Raw genomic sequence first — 21063 nt, forward strand, 5'->3', positions numbered from 1 at the left:
CAGCAGTCCATCACAGGAATGTAAATGCAAAATGTCAGAAGCCGTTCATATTTGTCATATTGCGATTTTTCTTCATGGGGCGTGATATGCCGCAACCAGGACATCTCTTTTTCGCCAGTGCGCGCGGGCGATTACTGTTTTTCAACCTGCTGGTGGTGGCTGTTACGTTGATGGTCAGCGGCGTAGCGGTGCTGGGTTTTCAGCATGCCAGTCAGATTCAGGAGCAGGTGCAACAGCAAACGGTTGATGACATGACCGGCAGCATGAATCTGGCGCGCGATACGGCAAATGTAGCAACGGCGGCGGTGCGACTGTCGCAGGTGGTGGGGGCGCTGGAATACAAAGGTGAAGCGGAACGTCTGCAGGAGACCCAGCGGGCGCTGAAGCATTCACTGGAACAACTGGCTGCTGCGCCGCTGGCACAGCAGGAGCCGGGGCTGGTCGAGCGTATTATTCAACGCAGCAATGAACTGCAAAGCAGTGTGGAAGGTATGTTGCAGCGCGGACAGCGGCGGCATCTGGAGCGTAACGCGCTGCTCAGTTCGCTGTACCAGAATCAAAGCTACTTACGCCATCTGCAAAAACTCACCGGCGCGCAGGATGACACGTTGCTTACGCAGATGGACCGCCTGATCGTCGCTGCCATTGAGACGCCCGCACCGCGCTCGGTAATCAAACAACTGGACGGCGTGATGCCCGCGCTGCCTCTGCAAGCCAGTAACCTGCTGATTAGCCGCATTCTCAACGATTTCAATCAGGAACTGCATAAGCTGGAACCGCTTTCTGCCGCACTGGAACAAAGCGACCTGGCGATCAACTGGTATATGTTTCATATCAAAGCGCTGGTAGCGATCCTCAACAGTGATATCAACCAGTATGCTTCGCAGGTGGCGTTAATCTCCGAACAGCGGGTGGCGCAAAGCCACCAGGAGTTACAGTCCGGCGCGTTGTTTATTCTGGCCTTTGCGCTGCTGGCGGTGGTGATCACCGGTTTTGCTGGCTGGTATATCTACCGCAATCTTGGCTCCAACCTGACGGCTATCTCGCGCGCGATGACCCGCCTGGCGCATGGGGAATCAGATGTCAGCGTCCCGGCCCTGCAACGGCGTGATGAACTGGGCGAACTGGCCCGCGCCTTTAGCGTGTTTGCCCGCAATACGGCGTCGCTCGAGCACACCACCCGGCTACTGAAAGAAAAAACCACCCAGATGGAAATCGATCGCACCGAACGCCAGGGGCTGGAAGAAGCACTGCTACACAGCCAAAAGCTGAAAGCGGTAGGGCAACTGACCGGCGGATTAGCGCATGATTTCAATAACCTGCTGGCGGTGATTATCGGCAGTCTGGATCTGGTGAATCCGGATTCGCCCGATGCGCCACGGATCAACCGGGCGCTAAAAGCGGCTGAACGTGGGGCGATGCTGACCCAGCGACTGCTGGCCTTTTCACGCAAACAGTCTTTGCATCCGCACGCGGTAGAGCTGAAAACGCTGCTGGAGAACCTGGGCGAACTGATGCGCCATTCGCTACCTAACACGTTTATGCTGGAAATCGAGGCCCAATCGCCCGCCTGGCCGGCGTGGATTGACGTCAGCCAACTGGAAAACGCCATTATCAATCTGGTGATGAACGCTCGTGATGCGATGGATGGGCAGGCCGGTATGATTAAGATCCGCTCGTGGAATCAGCGTGTTACGCGTAGCGATGGTCGCAAACAGGACATGGTGATGCTGGAAGTGGCTGACCAGGGCAGTGGCATGTCACAGGAAATTAAGGCACAGGTCTTCGAACCGTTCTTCACGACCAAACAAACCGGTAGTGGGAGTGGACTGGGGCTGTCGATGGTGTACGGCTTTGTGCGTCAATCTGGCGGTCGCGTAGAGATCGAAAGTGCGCCAGGGCAGGGAACCACTGTCAGGCTACAGCTTCCTCGTGCCATTGTGCCGGTGCAAGTTCCGGTCGAACCGATAGCAGAGCATCCAGCGACCAGCGGTGAGAAGCTGGTTCTGGTGCTCGAAGATGAGGCCGATGTGCGTCAGACGTTGTGCGAACAATTACATCTTTTGGGCTACCTGACGCTCGAAGCCGCTAACGGCGAACAGGCAATGCATATGCTGGCGGCTTCAGCAGAGATTGATATTCTTGTCAGCGACTTAATGTTGCCAGGCGGATTGAGTGGCGCGGATGTGGTCAATCATGTCCTGAAGCATTATCCGCAACTGAATATTCTGCTGATTAGCGGTCAGGATTTACGTCCGGCGCATAATCCGGCGCTGCCGGATGTGGCGCTATTGCGTAAACCGTTTACCCGAGGGGAACTGGCCCAGGCGCTGCGACGCGCACGTAATTGAGATTCCTCCGCTACTCGCGTCAAAGCACTTTGATTACCGTGGAGCCAGTTTCTTTATGAGGCTGGTTTGATGAAACGCTCCCCGACGCTCTTTTTATTCAGTTTGCTGATGTTGACGACGATTTCGGCGCATGCAGACATTATTGATGACGCCATTGGCAATATTCAACGTGCCGTCAGCGATGCTTATAACCCGGATAACAATCGGGATTATGACGACTCACGTGATGATGGCTGGCAGCGTCAGATGAGTGACGATCGCCGCAGGCAATATAATGATCGCCGGCGCCAGTTTGAAGACCGCCGCCGTCAGTTAGACGATCGCCAGCGGCAGCTCGATCAGGAACGGCGTCAACTGGAAGATGAAGAGCGCAGAATGGAAGAGGACTACGATCGCTAGCCACGTCCAACAAATGGCATTTCATTCGCCATGATAGTTAATTCGAGCACATTCGTGGTTGTCGGTAAGGCGGCTATCATTTGGATTGCCGCAGTGACATCAGCCACATCCATCACGGGTTCGACTCGCATATTCCCATCTGCTTGCTGAACGCCTTCAGACATGCGTTCCGACATCTGCGTTCGCGCATTACCAATATTGATTTGTCCGCAAGCGATATTAAATTTTCGACAATCGAGGGCGATCGACTTGGTTAAACCCGTTATCGCGTGTTTCGAAGATGTATAAGCGGCGCTGAACAGGCGAGGTGTGACAGAAGAAATAGACGCATTGTTAATGATCCTTCCCCCCATTGGTCGCTGCTGTTTCATCAATCGGATTGCTTCTCTGGAGCAAAGAAAACTGGCGTGCACATTGATATTAAATACGCGCAACCACTCTTCAACGCTGATCTCTTCTACAGATTTGCTGGGGCTATTAATTCCGGCATTATTAAACAGCAGATCCAACCGACCAAATCTGTGTTGAATGTGTTGGAACAGGCGTTCAACCTCGGCGGGATTGGTGACATCCGCGTTGATTGCGACAAAACGCTCTGGGGATGAATAACCCTCATTAAGAATGAGTTGTTCCGCATGGCGGGCGACAATAATCACAATGTAATCCATCTGGCGCAGCGCTTTTGCTGCCTCATAACCAATGCCTTTACTTCCGCCAGTAATAAGAGCCACTTTCTGCATAGATCCTCCTGATTCATAGCACATTGTTTGTTTTTACGAATGACTTCTCTGAAAGCATATTGGATACGACGTGATAAAAATGTTATGTCGATCACTACTTACTTACTAGTAAGTAAGTATAAATATAAACGCAGAAGGGAAACCGATGACAAAACCCTGGTCGTCCAATGGCGCAGGCTTATCGGATCTATGGCGTGTTCATAATTTTTTGAATTTATTTGATATTTTGTCTGATAAGGTGCCGTCCGGCAATAAAACAGGGCGCTTTGTCAGCAATCTGAGAATGTTTTTTCTACACAGGAACAGACAATGAACAATCAAATTGTAGTGTATCGACACGGGGCGATTGCCGAAGTGGTGATCAATCGGCCGGAAAAAATGAATGCCATGACGCCAGAAATGAGCGAAGTACTGGCGCGTTGTTTTACACAACTCAATGATGATGAAGAGATCCGTGTAATACTACTTCGTGGCGAAGGCGAGCGGGCATTTTGCGCGGGTAGCGATTTAAAGGCGCTGGATAGTTACCCCTCCGCGGCCAATTTCCGCCAGCGTATCGATTACGGCACAACGGTACGTCGCGCCCGCAAACCGGTGGTTGCCGCCCTGAGAGGTTGGGTATTGGGCGGTGGTCTGGAAATGATGCTGGCGGCAGATATTCGTATTGCTGGCCATAGCGCCAAATTTGGCGCACCGGAGGTTATCCGTGGCTGGGTTGGAGGGGGCGGCGCATCACAATTTCTTCCCCGTTTAGTCGGGTACGGTCAGGCGATGCGTTTACTGTTAAGTGGCGACAATATTGATGCGCAGGAAGCCTGGCGTATTGGGCTGATCGAATATTTGGTGGCTGATGATGAGGTTAATGACGTTGCGATGATCTTGTGTCAGAAGTTGGCTGAGCATAATCCACTGGCGGTACAGGCAGTGAAAAGCGCTGTGCGGGGTGCATTGTCTATGCCGCTTGAAGCGGGGATGCAATATGAAAATGAGCTTACGACACTCTGTTTTGCGGTGGGTAATTACCAACAAGGAACGGCTGCATTCAGTAAACAGCGGCCATAGGGTATTTGTTTGCAAAGATAAATTATTGTGCAATCACATCGGCACACTAATCAATCGGATGGTAAAAAAAATGTAAGGCAAAACGATCTTCTTATTATGCTGTGAAGAAGAACATCTTACCCTATATGCAGGAGAATGTTCTATGAGTCAGGCATCATCACAAGAATACAGGGCGAATAAAAATGTCAAACGTGCAATTTTTGCGTCGACATTGGGAACAATAATTGAATGGTATGATTATGGTCTGTATGCAGCCGCTTCCGGTTTAATTATTAATAAACTGTTCTTCCCGGAGATGAGTCAACTTGGGGGAACGCTGGCTGCATTTGCTACATTCGCTATTGGTTTTATTATCAGACCCATTGGCGGTGTGGTTATTTCTCATATTGGTGATAAATTTGGACGCAAACCGGCGCTTATTTTCTGTATTTCCATTATGGGGATCGCCACCGTTGGTATCGGTATTCTTCCGACCTGGCAGACCATAGGCATATGGGCGCCGATATTGCTTATTTTCTTACGAATGTTACAAGGTTTCGGCGCAGGGGCGGAACTGGCCGGAGCGATTACGTTAGTTGCAGAGTATACGCCAATTCACCGACGCGGATTTTTTACGTCTATTCCCAATACCGCAACAAACTTTGGCGTACTCATTGCCACAATGACCTTTTTGGCCTTTTCGTGGGTGCCGGAAGAAACTTTATTGGGATGGGTATGGCGTATTCCGTTCCTGATTTCTGTGCTGCTGTTCGGCGTTGCGTTGTACATTCGCGCGAAGCTGGATGAAACCCCCGAATATGTCCAGGCAATGGAAAAAGCGCACAGTCAGAAACAACAGCAAAAAGCGCCGATCCGTCAGCTATTTAAAGAAAGCCCGCGTGAACTGCTGTGTGGTTTTTTTGCGATGGGAGGACACCAGGCTTTGACATATGTACTCAATACGTTTGCGCTAAGCTATATGATTAATACCCTGGGGATGCCTAAATCTGACGGGCTTATGGTATTAATTATCGCACTTTCATTTACTCTCATCTGCGGCCCAATCGGCGGCTGGTTATCTGATCGTTTTGGTAGTGCGAGAATATATATCTGCGGTGCATTATTTGCTCTTTGTTTTGTTTATCCCCTCTTTTATTTGGTCGATACCAAAGATACTTTACTGGCAACGCTGGGCGTCAGCATTATTTATGGTATCAGTTGGGGATGTACCGGCGGAGCGCAAGGCGCATTTTTATCTAACCTTTTCCCCACAAAATACCGTTTTTCAGGTATTGCGATGTGCAGGGAATGTTCAGGTGCTGTTATTGGTGGGCCGACGCCCTTTATTGCAACCGCATTAGTTGCACTGGCTGATGGCAGGCCGACCTGGGTTATGGTTTATTTAGGATTCTTTTGCCTGCTCACTGCCGTTTCTGTCGGATTGGGGCAACACTTATCACGGCATCACAAGACAGAGCTGGTTTCATCGCCAATAAATGGGAAACAAATCTCATCAATTTAATATTGTCGAAATTTAATTAACGCTAAACGAAATAATTCTACAGCTGCGGGTATTTCAATTCTGCCTCTTTGCGATGGGCGTTTCTTCGGCGTCAATATACAGGTGTGGATTTATTTCAATGTTTTATTATGGAGAATTATTATGCGAATTGTTACAGCGGATGAAGCCGTTTCGTTGTTATGTGACGGCGATACTCTGATGATCAGTGGGTCTGGTGCGGGGCATGCTACGCCAGAGGCATTGCTGGAAGCGCTGGAGCGTCGTTATCAGGCGCAGAATTCCCCCCGACAACTTACTGCGTTTCATCCGGTTGGTCTGGGCGATCGTACCTTTCGCGGGGCGTCGCGATTGGCATACCCTGGTTTATTAAAACGGGTCGTCTGCGGCACGCTGGTTGATTCCCCGCCGCTGGCGAAAATGGCGCTGAATAATGAAATTGAAGCCTGGACATTGCCGCAGGGCGTACTCTCACAATTGACCCGAGAAATGGCCGCCGGCCGGCCTGGCCTGATAAGCCATGTCGGGCTGCATACCTTCGTCGATCCTCGTCAACGCGGCGGTCGGCAAAGCGAGTGCTGTTCTGAGGAACTCGTTAGTCTGATAGAAATTGCCGGTAAGGAGTGGCTTTATTACAAGCCTTTTCACGTTGATATCGCATTTTTACGCGGCACGACGGCGGATGAAGACGGCAATATCACCATGGAGCAGGAAGCTATTTTTGGCGACATGCTGTCGATGGCTCAGGCTACCCGGCGCAACGGTGGGTTAGTGATAGTCCAGGTAAAACGCATTGCCAAACGCGGTACGTTACCCGCCAAAAGCGTCAAAATTCCGGCAATGCTGGTGGATTTGGTGGTTGTCGATCCCGGGCAGTCAGTCACCTACCAAAGTCCAAATGACCCGGCCTTTACCGGAGAACTGCGCATTCCGCTTGATGGATTCCCGGTACTGCCGCTGGATGAGCGTAAAATCGTCGCCCGCCGCTGCGCGATGGAATTGCAGCCTGGGGCGGTATGCAACGTTGGCTCGGGGATCTGTACGGGTATCGGTCTCGTCGGCGCTGAAGAGAATATTCTCGACCAGATCGTCCTCACTAACGAGCAGGGGCTGATCGGCGGCGCGCCAGCCGCAGGTCTGGACGCTGGCGCGGCGCGTAATTATAGCGCGATGATCGATCAACCTTATCAATTCGATTTCTACGACGGCGGCGGCATTGATATCGCCTTCCTGTCAGCGGCAGAAATTGACGGCGGCGGTAGCGTCAACATCAGCCGTTTCGCCAATAAGCTGATTGGCGTGGGCGGATTTATCAATATTAGCCAGAATGCGAAAAAAATGGTCTTCGGTGGCACCTTTACCGCCGGAGGGCTTCGCGTAGCCTGTCAGGGCGGGCAGTTGCGGATTATGCAGGAAGGCGCGCATCAAAAATTCGTCAGCCAATTACAGCAGGTTTCCTACAGCGGTCCTTACGCCAGTCAGCGTGGTCAGGTCACGCTGTTTGTGACCGAACGCGCGGTATTCCAGGTGAAGGACGGTGAACTCGAGTTAATTGAAATCGCGCCGGGCATTGATCTGGAACGCGATATTTTGCAGCAAATGCGTTTTCGTCCTCGTATCGCAGCCGAACTGAAGTTGATGGACGCCAGGCTCTTTTCGCCGGAACCGATGGGATTGTCTGCGGAGATGGCGGTTAAACCCCGCTCATGTCACCCGCGACTGGCGTCATTATCCTCAAAGGTACAACCATGAAGCCGATGGTCATTAATGGCAGCACCCGGCTGTATGGCATCGCAGGCGACCCGGTTGCCCAGGTCAAAACCCCGGAGCTGTTGAATTCATTTTTTCAGCAAACCGGCATTAATGCGGTCTGCGTACCGCTACAGGTGGCGACGAGCGGGTTTGAAGCCAGTCTGCGCGGCGTAATGCAGTTGAGTAATCTGGATGGTCTGGTGATCACCGTCCCGCATAAAGTCCGCGCCTGTGCGCTGACGGAATCCCTTTCTGCAGAGGCGCAGCGCGTGGGAGCCGTCAATGTACTACGTCGTTGTGAAGATGGCGGATGGCATGGCGATATGTTTGACGGAACGGGGCTTATTGTTGGCCTGCTCAGGCAGGGCTTTGTACTGAAAGGGCAGCATGTTAAGCAACTCGGCGCTGGCGGGAGCGGCGCTGCCGTTGCGTTTGCTCTGCTGGCGGCGGGAGCGGCGTCTGTCACTCTGTGCGATCCTGACGACAACGCGGCGCAGGCGCTGGCACAACGCATTAACGCCAGCTATTCGCAACACCCCGCTCGCGTCAGCGACGCCCCGGCTGAACTGGTGGGCATTGACCTGCTGATCAACTGTTCCCCCATAGGTATGAAACCTGATGACGGCCTGCCTGCGCCATTCGCTGACTTCAGTCCATCGTTGCAGGTCGTGGATATCATTATGCACCCTGCTGAAACCCCTCTGCTTGCCCATGCCCGACGTGCGGGCTGTCATGCTGTCAATGGCAAACCGATGATTGAGGGACAACTGGCGGAGTTTATTCATTTCTTTGGTTTGGCCGATAAGGAGTCGCTATGCGCCCGCTCACGCTGACTCCGCAACATCTTTCCCTGAACACTGCCACGTTAGGGCCTGGCGCGTCGCTGCATGATGCCGTTCAGGGATGTGTGAAATACGGTTTTGGCGGCATCGCTCCCTGGCGCGACAAAGTGGCGGAAATCGGCTTATCCCAGGCCAGTCGTCTGATTCGTGATGCGGGATTACAGGTGAGCGGATTGTGCCGTGGCGGAATGTTTTCTGCTGCCAGTCGTACTGAACGTGAAAAAATTCGTGCGGATAATCTGCGGGCGATTGACGAAGCCGCAGCGCTGGATGCTGCTTGTCTGGTGCTGGTGGTCGGTGGTTTGCCTGCCGGTTCCAGAGATCTGGACAACGCCCGACAGCAGGTTGAAGACGGCATCGCCGATATGCTGGAACATGCGCGCATGGCAAATGTTCGCCTGGCGATTGAACCGTTGCACCCAATGTATGCAGGCGATCGCGCCTGCATCAACACACTGGCGCAGGCGCTGAGTTTGTGCGAACGGTTGGGGGCCGATGTTGGTATTGCCGCTGACGTTTACCACATCTGGTGGGATCCCGATATTGTCACGCAACTTCAGCGAGCAGCCAATATGCAGCGTCTGCTGGCTTTTCATCTCAGTGACTGGCTGGTGCCTACCCGCCACCTGTTGACCGATCGCGGCATGCCGGGCGATGGCGTCATCAATCTTTCTCATTTATGTCAAACCGTTGCCGACACTGGTTATCAGGGGCTTTATGAGGTGGAGATTTTCTCTGCGGAAAACTGGTGGCGACAACCGGTAGATACAACCTTAAGCACTCTCGTTACACGCCTGGAACATCTTAATAATACAGGAGATCGTCATGAAGATTGATAATACGCTGACGCCTCATGATTTGCTGCCCGCGATTGAACGTATGTGGGACGCCTCTGCCGGGAAAATCATTGCGATTGACGCCAGCGCCGATCGTACCAAAGGCGCACCTGTACATACCATTGCCGGACGTTATCAACCAAAAGGGTGGACGGACTGGACGCAGGGTTTTGAGTACGGCAGCGCGTTATTGCAGTTTGACGCTACAGGCGAGCGCTCGTTTCTGGAAACGGCGCTGGCGCGTATTCGTCACGATATGCCGCAGCACATCACTCATTTCGGCGTACACGATCATGGCTTTAATCAAATCAGCACTTATGGGCAGTTACTGCGCCTGATGGCGGAAGGAAAACTGCCGACAGACCCGGGCGTCAGGGACTATTACCAGTTAGCCGTTCGCTGTTCCGGGGCGGTACAGGCCTATCGCTGGACCGATCTGGGCGATGGACAGGGATACATCCACTCTTTCAACGGCGCGCATTCATTATTCATTGATACCTTACGTACCCTACGCACGCTGCTGTTGGCGCACAGCCTGGGGCATGTCATGAAAATTGAGGGTGATGTGGCGATCTCTTTGTTGGATCGGGCGCTGACGCATGCGCTCACCAGCGCGCGCTACTGCATTTTCTATGGCGAAGGGCGGGATATTTACGACATTCGCGGCAGAACGGCGCACGAAGCTATCTTCAACCCGCGTAACGGCGCATTCCGCTGCGTGGGGACACAGCAAGGGTATTCGGGTTTCTCTACCTGGACTCGTGGTTTGAGTTGGGCCATGTGCGGTTTCGCGGAAATACTGGAATATCTCCAGGTATTGCCTGCAGAAAAATGGCAAACAGAACGGGATAAACCCACCACGATGGCGACGCTGGAAAAGGCCGCTGCCGCTGTGTGTGATTTTTATCTCGATTTTACTCTGTGGGACGGTATCCCCTACTGGGATACCGGCGCGCCAGGTCTGGCGACGGTGGATGCGCCCTACGATCGTGAATCTGATCCTGAAAATGCAGTCGAACCCGTGGACAGCTCCGCGGCGGCGATTGCGGCGCAAGGCTTACTTCGGTTTGCGGCCTGGCTTCGCGCCAGCGGGCACACGGGCGCAGATCGTTATCATCAGGCCGGGTTGTCGGTGCTGAGAACGCTACTGGATGACCGCTACCTGAGTCTGGACAGGCAGCACCAGGGGCTTTTGCTGCATAGCCAGTATCATCGGCCCAACGGTTGGGACTACGTGCGTTCCGGGCATAAAAACCCGTTCGGCGAAGCGACTATGTGGGGAGATTACCATCTGCGCGAGCTGGCGCTTTATGTTCAGCGTCTGGCCAACAACGAACCCTATGTCGCTTTTTTCAGCGCGGCAGGAGGTGAGCAATGAGTTCGTTATGTTCCATTCGTGTCGCCCTGATCACCGGAGGGCGTCGGGGAATTGGTCTTGCCATCGCCAGACGGCTGGCAAGAGATGGTTATCACATTGCGATTACCGGTAGCGGTGATGCTGACGACGCCACGCACGCCGCTATAGCGCAGCTGGAAAACTGCGGTATACAGGCCGGTTATTTCGCCAGCGATATCGCCGATATTACGCAGCATGACCTGCTGCTTGATCGGGTCGAGCAACAACTGGGAGCCGTTTCCGTGCTGGTTTCCAATGCCGGTATTGCACCGCCTGAAAGGCTTGATGTACTTGAAACCTCCGGGGCTAATTTCGACTCGGTGATGAACACCAACCTGCGCGGGGCGTTTTTTCTCTCCCAGGCAATGGCCCGACGAATGCTTACCCGCCCGACTGCCGAAGGTGAACGCAGTATTGTCTTCATCACTTCTTGTTCTGCGGAAATGGCGTCGGTCAATCGGCTGGAGTACTGCATCTCGAAAGCCGGATTGTCAATGGTCGCTCAGGGGCTGGCAACACGGCTTGCGGCGGACGGCATCGGCGTTTTTGAAATCCGTCCAGGCATTATCCGCACCGATATGACCGCCAACGTGAATGAAAAATATGACCGCTTGATCGGCGAAGGAACGGTGCCCGCCCGACGCTGGGGAAAAGGCGATGACATCGCTGCGGCGGTTAGCATGGTGCTGAAACCAGATGCGTTTTTCGCCACTGGCTCAGTCATTCACGCTGACGGCGGATTAACATTACAACGTCTTTAAGACGCAGGGAGACAGCGTATGGATAAGATTTTACCCGCGACGGAAAAGCGGCTGTCGGCTGGTGAGTATGGTTACGACAGTTTGCAGCCTGGCGATTACTGGCACACCTCAGCCATTACTGTGACAGAAGCGCATATTGTTGCCTTTGCTGGCATTACAGGCGATTTTTTTGATGTGCACATGGACGACGAGTTTGCCCGTCAGCAGGGGTTTCCTGGCCGTATTGCTCATGGCTTATTAGGATTAGCGCTGACCGATGGTTTGAAAACCCGTTGCACGGTGCGGTTGCGCGGCATCGCGACATTAGGCTGGAACTGGTCATTCTGCGCACCTTTACTGCCCGGTGACCGTATTTCCGCACGCATCTGTGTTGTGAAAAAACGCCCAACGAAGAATAGCGAGCGCGGGATTGTTACGTTCGCGTTGCAAGTCATCAACCAGCAGGACGTCGTTATTCAGCAGGGCGAAACGTTACTTATGATGCAATACTGATACATCTATAAGAGGGCGCGATTCGCTTACTGTGCGCTCTCTTTTTCTTCACCAACATGTCTTCTGACGTTGCTTCTGTCAGAGTTTTTGCTATCTCCCTGAAAAAGTGCTAAAGATTTTACGCCGATATCAGCTGTTCAGGCGCTGTATTCAAATTATGATGAAGTTGAATATCGGAGCCAGACTCAGGGAGGGATTGTGTCAATACCAGATCAGAAACAGAGTGCGACAGTAAACAGCACCATGCAGGATAAGATCAAAGAACTTACTCGTAACTTACTGATTGCGCATGGCTACCATAAAACAACGTTCGGCGTGATTGCCAAAGCGTTACAGGTGACGACGACCAATATTCATTACCACTTCGGTAATAAAAATAACCTTGTTGAGATTGTGGTCAGTGAATATGTCGCTGAAGCCAAAAAAAAACAAAGCACTATTTGGCTGGATAAAACCACAACGCTGGAACAAAAAGTGTCTAATGTGGTGGCATATAACTACCAGCTTTACAAAAAATATAATCCGGATGGCGAGGGATGTCATCCGTGGAGCCTTATTGGTCGGTTACGTCTGGAAAAGGATGTACTTACAGAAGAAATGTGCCGTTCTCTTGCATCATTTACTCAACTTATGCAGGATGTTATTGGTCAGGCCGTTGAATACGCCTGGCAGCAGGGGCAATTAAAAGCGGATACGCCGCGTCAGGATCTGGTCCTGCTTCTCACTCATCTGGTAGACAGCTCATCGGTTTTTGCGCAAGACTCGGGAAGCTTTAGCCGACTTGAACAATTCTTCAATGCCTTCTGCCGCGTGGTTCTGTCCATGTATATGGTTAAACCTTCCGCAAATTGATTCCGCAGAGGCATGGCGTTGACGCTTCCGGCAGTTACTGTCATTCGCGCCTGAACTCTCTGTCGGCATAACCCGTTAATCCATCACAATCGCCATGCCGTCGTATCCGGCTTCGAATCCTTCCGGCAGCGGGTTATCCATGAGCCAGACATCGAACTGATGGCTGATGTGCGTCAGGATCACTCGTGGGCAGCGGATCACCTCGTTGAGGGCGATGACGGTATTTACATCGCTGTGATTGCGTGGCGGCTCGGCGCGTGGGGCGTGGCTGCAGTCGATGATAATCACGTGAGGTTGGTTATTGTGGAGAAACTTCAGCGTCTTGTCGGGAAGCCCGGCGGTATCGGAGAGCCACGCCACGCGGCTGTGCGCTGTTTCCAGCAAATAGCCAAACGTCAGCTTAGAGTGGTTGAGCGGCAGTGGCGTGACCTGTAATCCCTGCAAATCTAACACCACAAACGGCGCGACGGTCTGGCTAAAATCGAGAATACCGGGGTGCTTAAACAGATCGTCGCAGCCCTGTTCATCCGGTGGGCCGTACACCGGGATCGTTTTCCCCACCCCCCAGCGCAGCGGAAACAGTCCCTGTACATGATCCATATGATAGTGAGTGAGCAAGAACTGCTGGAAACTGCCTGCCGGCCAGTCGTCCATCAGATGTGGGATCCCTGCATCCAGAAGCGTTACCGTGTCGTTGAATTTGACCACGCCACTGCAGGGGCGCCGGCGGTATTGCGCCTGTAAACGAGCTCGCTGGCAGGCGGCACAGTCGCAGCCAAAAGCCGGTACCAACTGTGCGCCGCCGGTTCCTGTAAGCGTAATGGTCAGACTCATTGCATCCCCCTACAGCGGCTTGGTAAAGCGAAAATGGCTCTGCGTATAACCTTCGCGGCGGTAAAAACGATGCGCATCAAGGCGCTGCGTGCTGGTAGAAAGCTCAGTCATTTCCGCACCCGCTTCGCGCGCGGTGGCTTCGGCCCAGGCCAGTAACTGGCTGCCTACCTTTAACCCCCGCGCCTGTGGCATCACTACCAGTTCCTGAATCTCACCGATCCAGTTAGCGTGGTGCAGATGAAACTGCAAATGCAGACCGATCAACCCGATGACCTGTCCGTCAAGCAGCGCCAGTTGGTAATGCATATTGGGGTCTTGCAGATTTGCTATATACCCGGTGCTAAAGGCCTGGTGGTCGAACTTACCCTGCTTCAGTTCGCAGACAAGCGCGTAAACCGCATCGGTGTCGTACAGCGTAGCGCGGCGTAATTCACAGACAGACATGTTTCTTCTCCTTGCGTCCCATCAGGGTGAGCAGTGTATCGACTGACTGTAGCAAACTTCCATCGTTATTCAGGACGTGGCAGTCGTAAGGCGCGTAGCGAGCCGCGCGTTCAAGGCGGGCGGCGATTTCTGTTTCGCTTTCCCGCCCGCGCGCCTGCAAACGTTGGCGTAAAATTGCCGGAGAAACCTGTAAGCAGATGGGCATTAAAGCCGTGCCATAACGTGATTGCGCCTGCGGCAGATGGGCGCGTGAACCGTTGACCACCACATCAAAACCGGCATGTAGCCAGAGGTCAATCTCCACGCCGACGCCGTAGTACAAACCGTTTGCATGCCAGCTTAGCGCCAGCAGGTTTTGCCCGGCGCGGGTAAAAAACTCCTGTTCACTGAGGGCGATGTGGTTTTCATTCCCGGCATTGGCCGCCCGGGTGATGTAACGATGTGCTACCAGCAATTGTGCCGGTTCCTGTAGGCGGAGTTCCGCCAGCAGACTGTCCTTTCCTGAGCCGGATGGCCCCATCAGCCAGATCAGTTTACCCATAGTCAGAATACCCTTTTGCCCTGACGCCAGACGTGATCGATATGAATGTTGCCGCCTTTGCGGTGTGCCAGCACCAGATCCGCGCGTTTTCCTTCGGCAACCACGCCACGGTCGTCAAGATTCAACGCCCGCGCTGGATTACGAGTCACCAGACGAATAGCCTGTGGAAGTGTAAAACGGTTGGTATCGTCATCCGCGACACGAAATGCTGCGTCGAGCAGGCTGGCGGGGTAGTAATCGGAAGAGAGGATATCCAGTAGCCCCAGTTCGGCCAGCTTATGGGCTGCTACGTTGCCGGAGTGCGAACCGCCTCGCACGATATTCGGCGCGCCCATCAGCACGTTCATGCCATGCTGGCGTGAGGCTTCGGCGGCTGCGAAAGTCGTGGGAAATTCGGCGATCACGCTGCCAAGTTGATGCGATTCAAGGACATGGTCATGCGTGGCGTCATCGTGGCTCGCCAGTGCAATCTGCCGTTCACGGCACATCTGTGCGATGGCGGTGCGGTTGGGTTGTGACCAGCGGGCCGCCAGGGCGAGTTGCTCTTCTTCATAGCGGGCCATCTGCTCGTCGGTCAGCGAATACTTGCCCTGATAGTACTCGCGGTACTTCTCACGGTTGGCGAACTGACGCTGGCCCGGTGAGTGATCCATCAGTGACACCAGCGTCACTGGCTCACGGCCGACCAGCTTTTCAAACAGCGGCAGGGTGGTGTGGTGTGGCAGCTCGCAGCGCAGATGCAGACGGTGTTCGGCACGGTTGACCCCGCGCTTTTGTGTCTCTTCCACCGCATTGATCATTTTTTCCAGGTTTTCCAGACGGTCGCCACCGTCTCGCACATCGCCAATCGCTACCGCGTCCAGCACGGTGGTAATACCGCTGGCAACCATTAAAGCATCGTGGCTGCTCATCGCCGAGTGGGCAGGCCAGTCTACTTTTGGGCGTGGGGTAAAGAACTTGTCGAGGTTATCGGTATGCAGTTCAATAAGCCCCGGCAGCAGCCAGCCGCCTTCACCGTCCAGCGCGTCAGGTAAGCTGCTCTGGCTTTCGGCAAAAGTGCGAATAACCCCGCCTTCAATCTCCAGCGATCCTTGCACCACGTCATCTTCCAGCACCAGCTTTACATTGTTGATAATCATGCTGTTATTCCCATCAGATGCAGACGATCCGCCACGCGCTCGCGTACGGTCTCATCGTGAAAAATACCGACAATGGCCGCGCCGCGGGCTTTGGCTTCTTCAATCAGTGCCACCACGGCATCGCTGTTTTTGCTGTCCAGTGACGCGGTAGGCTCATCGAGCAGCAGAATGGGGTAATCGACAATAAAGCCCCGGGCAATGTTAACGCGCTGCTGTTCACCACCGGAAAAGGTTGATGGCGCGAGATGCCATAAGCGATCAGGAACATTCAGGCGGGTGAGCAGGCTCGCGGCTTTGGCTGCACATTCCTCACGAGATACGCCCAGATCCAGCAGTGGCTGCATCACCACATCCAGCGCGGAAATCCGTGGGATCACGCGCAGGAACTGACTTACCCAACCGATAGTTGAACGACGGATCTCCAGCACTTTACGGGCCGGAGCCTGCACCAGATCCACCCATTCACCGCGATGGCGAATATGGATATGTCCTTCATCTGGCAGGTAGTTGGCGTACAGCGAACGCAGCAGCGTGGATTTTCCGCTGCCGGAATGGCCGTGCAGCACGACGCACTCGCCGTTTTTTACTTCCAGGGTGGCGTTGTGGAGCACCGGCAGACGCACGCCGTTTTGCTGATGCAGCACAAAGGTTTTACTGACGTTTTCTACGCGAATCATTTGAGCCTCTTAGTTCTGCAGTACGGACGATACCAGCAACTGGGTGTACGGGTGATGCGGGTCGTCGAGCACGCGGTCGGTCAACCCACTTTCCACCACCTGACCTTGCTTCATGACCAGCAAACGGTCCGCCAGCAGACGCGCCACGCCCAAATCATGGGTGACAATCACCACCGCCAGATCCAGTTCCACCACCAGGCTACGCAGCAGGTCCAGCAACCTGGCTTGTACCGAGACGTCCAGGCCGCCGGTCGGTTCATCCATAAATACCAGTTTGGGATGGGTGACGAGGTTGCGGGCGATCTGCAAACGCTGCTGCATGCCGCCGGAAAAGGTGGTCGGCAGATCGTCGATACGCGAGGCGGGGATTTCCACCTGTTCCAGCCAGCGCTGGGCGGTGGCGCGGATGCCGCCGTAGTGGCGTGCGCCGGTGGCCATCAGGCGTTCACCAATATTACCGCCAGCCGAAACCTGGCGGCGCAGGCCGTCCATCGGGTGCTGATGTACCACGCCCCATTCCGTGCGCAGCAGGCGGCGACGATCGGCTTCGCTCATGCCGTACAGCGAGCGGTTCTGATATAAGATCTCACCGTTTTGTGGCGTCAGCCGTGAAGAGATAGATTTCAGCAGCGTAGTTTTACCGGAACCGGATTCCCCAACGATGCCCAGCACTTCGCCAGGCCACAGGTCAAAAGAGACATTGCTGAAGCCTTTGCCCGGCGCGTAGAGATGGGTCAGGTTGTTGACTGAAAGCAGCGGTTGCATCATTTGCTGAGGGCCTCGCTCTGTTGGCGGCAATAGTCGGTGTCGGAGCAGACAAACATGCGTTTGCCGCTGTCATCGAGCACCACTTCGTCGAGATAGCTGTGGGTTGAGCCGCAGATGGCGCAGGGTTCATCCCAGCTCTGCACGCTAAACGGGTGATCGTCGAAATCGAGGCTTTCCACCCGCGTATACGGTGGGACGGCATAGATACGTTTTTCGCGGCCTGCACCGAACAATTGCAGGGCTGGCATCCTGTCCATCTTCGGGTTGTCGAATTTCGGGATGGGTGACGGGTCCATCACGTAGCGGCCGTTAACCTTCACCGGATAGGCGTAGGTGGTGGCGATATGGCCGAAGCGGGCGATATCTTCATACAGTTTTACCTGCATGATGCCGTACTCTTCCAGCGCGTGCATGGTGCGGGTTTCCGTTTCGCGCGGTTCGATAAAGCGCAGCGGCTCGGGGATCGGCACCTGGAAGATGATTATCTGATCTTCCGTTAGCGGTGTTTCCGGGATGCGGTGGCGGGTCTGAATTAGCGTGGCGTCTTCTGTGCGTTCGGTGGTGTTAACGCCGGTTACGCGCCTGAAGAAGTTGCGGATCGACACGGCGTTGGTGGTGTCATCCGCGCCCTGGTCAATCACCTTCAGCACGTCAGCTTCACCAATTACGCTGGCAGTAAGCTGGATACCGCCCGTACCCCAGCCGTACGGCATTGGCATTTCGCGTCCGCCAAATGGCACCTGATAGCCGGGGATGGCCACCGCTTTCAAAATTGCGCGACGGATCATGCGTTTGGTCTGCTCATCAAGATAAGCAAAGTTGTAGCCGGAGAGGTTAGCGGTCACGGTCGGCCTCCTGTTGCAGGCGTTTAAGCAGTTCCAGTTCGGCCTGGAAATCGACGTAATGGGGGAGTTTGAGGTGCGAAACAAAACCCGCCGCCTCGACGTTATCCGCATGCGCCAGTACGAACTCTTCGTCCTGCGCCGGTCCCGTAACCGTTTCATCGTAGTCGGGTGCCTGTAGGGCGCGGTCAACCAGTGCCATCGCCATCGCTTTACGTTCGCTCATGCCGAACACCAGCCCGTAACCGCGGGTAAAATGGGGCGCGTCGTTTTCCGGCGCGACAAAGCCGTTAACCATTTCACATTCAGTCATCAGCAGTTCGCCGACGTTTACCGCAAACCCCAGCTCTTCCGGTACTGTTTCCAGTTCAACATAACCGCTGCGGATCTCTGCGGCGAACGGATGGTTGCGCCCGTAGCCCCGCTGGGTGGAGTAGGCCAGTGCCAGCAGGTAGCCTTCGTCACCACGCATCAGCTGTTGCAGTCGCGAAGCGCGTGAGCAGGGATAAACGGGTGGTGTGCGGGTGATGTCATCAGGCTGAGCGCCGTCGTCCTCTTCGCGCTTTGCCAGTCCTTGATTTGCCAGCAGAGAAAAGACGTGCGGAGAGGTGTCCTGCGTATTTTCAGCGCTGCGCAGCGGTGGCGTTTCACCATTGGCCAGCAGGGTAAAATCCAGCAGGCGATGGGTGTAATCGTAGGTGGGTCCTAACAATTGCCCGCCGGGAATGTCCTTGTAGACGGCAGAAATTCGGCGTTCCAGGCGCATCTCGGCGCTGTTAACCGGTTCGCTGACGGCCAGTTTTGGCAGTGTGGTGCGATAGGCGCGTAGCAGAAAGATGGCTTCGACGTTATCGCCGCTGGCCTGTTTTAGCGCCAGTGCCGCCAGCTCGCGGTCGGCAATGCCGCCTTCGGTCATCACCCGGTCGACGGCCAGGTTCATCTGTTGTTCGATTTGTGCCACGCTCAGTTCAGCAATGCTCTCATCGCCCCGGCGTCGGCTTTCCTGCAGTGCATGGGCGTTGGCTATCGCCTTTTCGCCCCCTTTGACGGCGACGTACATCAGCACACCTCCACATGGGTGGTTCGCGGAATAGCCAGCAGTCGTTCACCACAGGTGAGGATCAGATCGACCCCCAGCGGGAACGGATGTGGGCGTTCGGTAAGTTCGTGAATCAGACATTCCGGTAGCTGTGGCGCGATCATGCGTTCTTCGGCGATACCCGCGCCGGTCAGACGCAGCATGCGTCCACCGCTTAAGCCAGATACCTGCACAATCAGCGTGGCGCTGGTCTCTGGCGCGACGGCGGAACCGGCGGAGAGGGCGTTAAGCTGTTCGCTGCTGATGCGCTCGTCAGCGACAGCAAAGGCGGCCTGTTGCGGCTGGTCTACCAGCGGTGCGTTGGTGTGAAAACGCAGATTCTGTCGGGCGATATCGTTATCTATCGAGGGTGCCAGCCAGACCGGCGTGTCGCCATCGACCAGCGTCAACAGCACGCTGGTAGTGGCCAGACCCAGTGGCTGCCAGCCATGTTTCAGTTGATGCAGGGCGACAATGACGCCGGGTTCACTCATGGCCTTCAGCAGGCGACGAAAGCTCTGTTGGGCATCCTGAACAGGTAAATTAAAGGCGGTTTGTAAGGTCATGCGTTATCTCCGCGTACCAGCGTGAAGAAGTCGACCCGGCTGGCATTGACTTCGGCACGGCGTGCGCGAATCAGCGCCTCGCGTTCCGCTTCCAGCGGGGCAATTAAGGTTTCCATTAGGTTCTGGAAATGCGTTTGTTCCTGCAGCAATGCGTCAATTACCGCGCACTGCTCGGCATGTTGTTTGTTGCGTCCCAGCAGGTAGCTGTAGCCCAGCGTGCCGCTTTTCAGGCGAATAACCGCGCGGGTGAGCGTGGTGTCGCCAGCAAAGAAACGATTACCGGTGCCGCCCATGCGGGCCTGTATCTGCATCAGCCCGCTTTCCGGGGCGCGAATAAGCGCATAGTCCGGCGTCAGTTTGAGCGCCTTGATACGCGCATTCAGGGCATCGGCATTGCTGTAAGCCAGCGCGCGCATCCAACGCTGGCGAGTGGCGGTATCGAAATGCATTCAGTGCTCCATGGTGAATTCGATCATGTCGGCACGGGTCAGGCTGACGGAATATTCCGCGGCCTGTTCTTCGCCTTCACGGTGGTTCAGGGTGCGCACGCACAGCAGCGGCGCCATGTTGGGGATTTCCAGCACTTTGCTCTCTTTGGCCTGTGCGCGGCGGGCGCTGATACGCGTTTGCGTGCGTAGCAGCGTCAGGCCCGACTGTTCGCGCAGATAGTCGTGCAGCGAGCCGTGGTTAAAGCCCTGCAATAGCGGCCAGAGAGTGAGGTCGGAAAAATAGTGGTCGATTTGGCACAGGGCGATGCCGTTGACCCGGCGCAGGGTGCGCAAATGGATGACGTTATCGCCCTCCTTAATGCTCAGCGCATCAGCAATGGGGCTGGAAGCCGGACGCAGTACCGCCAGCAGTTTTTCGCTGGTGGGGTGGCTGCCCTGATCCAGCAGGTTCTGGCTGAAGCGTGCCTGGGCATTCAACGGGTAGTCGAACGGGCGCATCAGCACCAGAACCCCCACGCCCTGACGACGCTGCACCCAGCCGCGCTCAACCAGTTGATCGATAGCGCGGCGCAGAGTGTGGCGGTTTACCTCGTAACGCGCGGCCAGTTGATGCTCGGCGGGCAGGTAATCACCGCAGCGATAATGTTGACGAAGCTCCTGCTCAAGTCTCGCGGCAATCTCCTGATAACGCGTCGGATAACTGGTCGGATGTGTAGACAAGTGCATAGCAATCAATGCCTCGCT

23 protein-coding genes are annotated in these 21063 nt (G+C 54.7%); 11 read left to right on the top strand and 12 right to left on the bottom strand.

The features are described from left to right. Positions 1–86: 86 nt before the first annotated feature. Together OGX95_RS00530 and yjdP are read left to right on the top strand one after the other, a co-directional pair. On the top strand, positions 87–2351 hold the full coding sequence (locus OGX95_RS00530; RefSeq protein WP_286627914.1) for a hybrid sensor histidine kinase/response regulator: 2265 nt from the start codon (positions 87–89) through the stop codon (positions 2349–2351). Between the two features lie 69 nt (positions 2352–2420). Then, complete coding sequence (gene yjdP / locus OGX95_RS00535) at positions 2421–2750, top strand: DDRRRQL repeat protein YjdP (protein WP_286627915.1); 330 nt, start codon at positions 2421–2423, stop codon at positions 2748–2750. Here yjdP and OGX95_RS00540 read toward each other — a convergent pair. Next, positions 2747–3490: an SDR family oxidoreductase gene (locus OGX95_RS00540; protein WP_286627916.1), complete on the bottom strand. Its 744-nt coding sequence runs from the start codon at positions 3488–3490 to the stop codon at positions 2747–2749. The genes yjdP and OGX95_RS00540 overlap by 4 nt on opposite strands. A 309-nt stretch (positions 3491–3799) precedes the next feature. On the opposite strand from OGX95_RS00540, the gene OGX95_RS00545 reads away from it, so the two are divergent. The 9 genes from OGX95_RS00545 (at position 3800) to OGX95_RS00585 (ending at position 12981) form a co-directional block, all read left to right on the top strand. Next, the gene (locus OGX95_RS00545) at positions 3800–4552 is read left to right on the top strand and encodes an enoyl-CoA hydratase/isomerase family protein (RefSeq protein WP_286627917.1); all 753 of its coding nucleotides are present in this window, start codon (positions 3800–3802) and stop codon (positions 4550–4552) included. 142 nt (positions 4553–4694) lie between these two features. Next, the gene (locus OGX95_RS00550) at positions 4695–6053 is read left to right on the top strand and encodes an MFS transporter (protein WP_286627918.1); all 1359 of its coding nucleotides are present in this window, start codon (positions 4695–4697) and stop codon (positions 6051–6053) included. 141 nt (positions 6054–6194) lie between these two features. Further along, positions 6195–7802: an acyl CoA:acetate/3-ketoacid CoA transferase gene (locus OGX95_RS00555; RefSeq protein WP_286627919.1), complete on the top strand. Its 1608-nt coding sequence runs from the start codon at positions 6195–6197 to the stop codon at positions 7800–7802. Beyond that, positions 7799–8635 (top strand): shikimate dehydrogenase family protein, encoded by an 837-nt coding sequence (locus OGX95_RS00560; RefSeq protein ID WP_286627920.1) that lies wholly within the window; start codon positions 7799–7801, stop codon positions 8633–8635. Before OGX95_RS00555 ends, OGX95_RS00560 begins: the two co-directional genes overlap by 4 nt. Then, complete coding sequence (locus OGX95_RS00565; RefSeq protein WP_286627921.1) at positions 8617–9480, top strand: sugar phosphate isomerase/epimerase family protein; 864 nt, start codon at positions 8617–8619, stop codon at positions 9478–9480. Before OGX95_RS00560 ends, OGX95_RS00565 begins: the two co-directional genes overlap by 19 nt. Next, complete coding sequence (locus tag OGX95_RS00570; RefSeq protein ID WP_286627922.1) at positions 9470–10858, top strand: glycosyl hydrolase; 1389 nt, start codon at positions 9470–9472, stop codon at positions 10856–10858. Before OGX95_RS00565 ends, OGX95_RS00570 begins: the two co-directional genes overlap by 11 nt. Further along, positions 10855–11637, top strand: coding sequence for a 3-ketoacyl-ACP reductase (locus OGX95_RS00575; protein ID WP_286627923.1), 783 nt, complete (start codon positions 10855–10857; stop codon positions 11635–11637). The genes OGX95_RS00570 and OGX95_RS00575 overlap by 4 nt, the downstream gene beginning before the upstream one ends. An 18-nt stretch (positions 11638–11655) precedes the next feature. Next, positions 11656–12129, top strand: coding sequence for a MaoC family dehydratase (locus tag OGX95_RS00580; RefSeq protein WP_286627924.1), 474 nt, complete (start codon positions 11656–11658; stop codon positions 12127–12129). Positions 12130–12327: 198 nt separating this feature from the next. Next, on the top strand, positions 12328–12981 hold the full coding sequence (locus tag OGX95_RS00585; protein WP_286627925.1) for a TetR/AcrR family transcriptional regulator: 654 nt from the start codon (positions 12328–12330) through the stop codon (positions 12979–12981). 75 nt (positions 12982–13056) lie between these two features. On the opposite strand, the gene phnP is transcribed toward OGX95_RS00585, so the two are convergent. The 11 genes from phnP to phnF are packed head-to-tail and all read right to left on the bottom strand — an operon-like array spanning position 13057 to position 21045. Beyond that, complete coding sequence (phnP, locus tag OGX95_RS00590; protein WP_286627926.1) at positions 13057–13815, bottom strand: phosphonate metabolism protein PhnP; 759 nt, start codon at positions 13813–13815, stop codon at positions 13057–13059. Between the two features lie 9 nt (positions 13816–13824). Beyond that, complete coding sequence (gene phnO, locus OGX95_RS00595) at positions 13825–14259, bottom strand: aminoalkylphosphonate N-acetyltransferase (protein WP_137382893.1); 435 nt, start codon at positions 14257–14259, stop codon at positions 13825–13827. Next, positions 14246–14800, bottom strand: coding sequence for a ribose 1,5-bisphosphokinase (gene phnN / locus OGX95_RS00600; RefSeq protein WP_271440952.1), 555 nt, complete (start codon positions 14798–14800; stop codon positions 14246–14248). Before phnN ends, phnO begins: the two co-directional genes overlap by 14 nt. A gap of 2 nt (positions 14801–14802) precedes the next feature. Further along, positions 14803–15939, bottom strand: coding sequence for an alpha-D-ribose 1-methylphosphonate 5-triphosphate diphosphatase (gene phnM, locus OGX95_RS00605; protein WP_286627927.1), 1137 nt, complete (start codon positions 15937–15939; stop codon positions 14803–14805). Beyond that, complete coding sequence (phnL, locus tag OGX95_RS00610) at positions 15936–16616, bottom strand: phosphonate C-P lyase system protein PhnL (RefSeq protein ID WP_286627928.1); 681 nt, start codon at positions 16614–16616, stop codon at positions 15936–15938. Before phnL ends, phnM begins: the two co-directional genes overlap by 4 nt. Positions 16617–16625: 9 nt before the next feature. Continuing rightward, complete coding sequence (gene phnK / locus OGX95_RS00615; RefSeq protein WP_286627930.1) at positions 16626–17384, bottom strand: phosphonate C-P lyase system protein PhnK; 759 nt, start codon at positions 17382–17384, stop codon at positions 16626–16628. After that, positions 17381–18172 carry an alpha-D-ribose 1-methylphosphonate 5-phosphate C-P-lyase PhnJ gene (gene phnJ, locus OGX95_RS00620; RefSeq protein WP_286627952.1) on the bottom strand — a complete coding sequence of 264 codons (792 nt, stop codon included), beginning with the start codon at positions 18170–18172 and terminating at the stop codon, positions 17381–17383. The genes phnK and phnJ overlap by 4 nt, the downstream gene beginning before the upstream one ends. A gap of 46 nt (positions 18173–18218) precedes the next feature. Next, positions 18219–19286 (bottom strand): carbon-phosphorus lyase complex subunit, encoded by a 1068-nt coding sequence (locus tag OGX95_RS00625; RefSeq protein ID WP_286627931.1) that lies wholly within the window; start codon positions 19284–19286, stop codon positions 18219–18221. Further along, positions 19286–19870 (bottom strand): phosphonate C-P lyase system protein PhnH, encoded by a 585-nt coding sequence (gene phnH / locus OGX95_RS00630; RefSeq protein WP_286627932.1) that lies wholly within the window; start codon positions 19868–19870, stop codon positions 19286–19288. Before phnH ends, OGX95_RS00625 begins: the two co-directional genes overlap by 1 nt. After that, on the bottom strand, positions 19867–20319 hold the full coding sequence (gene phnG, locus OGX95_RS00635; RefSeq protein WP_286627933.1) for a phosphonate C-P lyase system protein PhnG: 453 nt from the start codon (positions 20317–20319) through the stop codon (positions 19867–19869). The genes phnH and phnG overlap by 4 nt, the downstream gene beginning before the upstream one ends. Then, on the bottom strand, positions 20320–21045 hold the full coding sequence (gene phnF, locus OGX95_RS00640; protein ID WP_286627934.1) for a phosphonate metabolism transcriptional regulator PhnF: 726 nt from the start codon (positions 21043–21045) through the stop codon (positions 20320–20322). Between the last annotated feature and the right edge of the window lie 18 nt (positions 21046–21063).

Origin of the sequence: Citrobacter sp. Cu233, from assembly GCF_030332225.1 — a bacterium.
In the GTDB taxonomy this organism is placed as follows: domain Bacteria; phylum Pseudomonadota; class Gammaproteobacteria; order Enterobacterales; family Enterobacteriaceae; genus Citrobacter.